Origin of the sequence: Microcoleus sp. OTE_8_concoct_300, from assembly GCF_031383065.1 — a bacterium.
In the GTDB taxonomy this organism is placed as follows: domain Bacteria; phylum Cyanobacteriota; class Cyanobacteriia; order Cyanobacteriales; family Microcoleaceae; genus Microcoleus.
This window is the reverse complement of the sequence record NZ_JANMZH010000630.1, coordinates 1-1,568: the sequence shown is the minus strand read 5'-3', so window position 1 is coordinate 1,568 and position 1,568 is coordinate 1. Positions and strand designations below refer to the sequence as shown.

The window sequence follows — 1,568 nt, the reverse complement described above, 5'->3', positions numbered from 1 at the left end:
TCACCCTCACCGGCATCAGCGGTATCGGCAAAACCACCCTAGCAGTGCAACTCGTACAACAAATTAAAGACGAGTTTGAGTACGCAGTTTGGTACACACTAGACGAATTCCCCACCATAGAAAAATTTCAATCTAACCTAACACAGCTTTTTTCCAATTCCAAAACACCAGATTTACCCCCAACAAACCAGAAACGCTTACCGCTGATTAAGTATTTACAAAACCATCGCTGTTTAATCGTCTTAGATGACGTTCACAACCTTTTCTATAGCGGCGAATTGGCTGGAAAATATAAACCAGAATACGAAAACTATCGCTCTTTATTCAAACAAATAGAAAAATTATCCCATCAAAGCTGCTTGATGTTAATCGGTTGGGAACAACCGAGAGAAGTGACTCAAGTTAAAAACCAAAATACTTCCATTCGCACCTTACAAATCCAAGGTTTAGGCCTCGCCGCCGGACGGGAAATACTCAGAGATTATGGGTTAGAAGAAAGCGACAACAGTGAAAATCTCATTCATCGCTACCAAGGCAACCCCCTATGGTTAAAAAGCGTGGCGAATCTGATTCAAGACTTGGGAGGAGGCGTGACAGAGTTATTACCAAATGATACCATATTGTTGCCGGAAGATTTGAAAGATATTTTACAGCAGCAGTTCGATCGCCTATCCGAACTAGAAAAACAAGTAATCTCCTTGTTAGCGAAAGAAAGCCAGCCAATCAACCGGGCAAAATTGCTAGAAAATGAGATAATTCCGGCTTCATATTTGCTAAATGCGCTGCAATCTCTATCGCGGCGCTGCTTGATAGAACAACAAGCAAATTTTTACACGATTTCACCTGTACTGAGGCAATACCTTCACCGTAACTTAGACGGTAGTGATGCCTTGCCCTAAATGCTTCAAGACTTGAAAAGCCGATCGCAATTCACTTGGCACAGTATAAATCGAAAATGCCCGCGATAAGCCGTATTCGGCTGTAGGTTGAGCCCTGAGTTTCACAAACAACACATCATCGCCATTCGTCAACATACCAAATCTCGGTTTATCCAAATCGGGATTTGCCATCATGTATGCTAATGCTTGAGGTAATGCCGATCGCGTCGAAATCGTAGTCTTCTTACACTCCAAAACTATTACCCAAAGCTGATTCTGCAAAATCAAGATATCAATTCGTCCGCGCAGGATTTCTTCCCCATCATCGATGGCAATTTCGTGAAGCGAAGCTATCCCGTAGGGAATCGCAGCTTCAGCCTTCATCCTGAAAGGTGGATCGTAGAATCCCGCCAGTTCTAACAAAGGTGATGCCACCAGCAATGTCACTGCCCCTTCTAACAACTCTCCATCGGCTCTATGATATAGCAATCTGCGTCGTAGCGTATCCAAAGCAGTCTGTTCAGAATCGCTGAGACTTGGCAATTGGGTTTGCCACTCTGTAAAAAAAGCCTCATCCTCAGTTCGGCTCAAATTCAACCTTGATTCAGCCTCAGCAAGGCTTTTAATAGCTTCTGTAACTGCAATAACCTTTGCCATTCCTTCACCTTTGATTCAAACGGTTCAATTTCC

The 1,568-nt window shown here is 43.3% G+C and carries 2 protein-coding genes; one reads left to right on the top strand and one right to left on the bottom strand.

All coding sequences use genetic code 11. From position 1 onward, the window contains the following. A partial coding sequence (locus ACUVJL_RS28680; RefSeq protein ID WP_445248952.1) for an NB-ARC domain-containing protein occupies positions 1–899 on the top strand: 899 nt, incomplete at its 5' end. Here ACUVJL_RS28680 and ACUVJL_RS28675 read toward each other — a convergent pair. Further along, entirely contained in the window at positions 873–1,535 is a 663-nt protein-coding gene (locus tag ACUVJL_RS28675; RefSeq protein ID WP_445248951.1) for a type I restriction enzyme HsdR N-terminal domain-containing protein, read from the bottom strand. The genes ACUVJL_RS28680 and ACUVJL_RS28675 overlap by 27 nt on opposite strands. Positions 1,536–1,568: the final 33 nt, after the last annotated feature.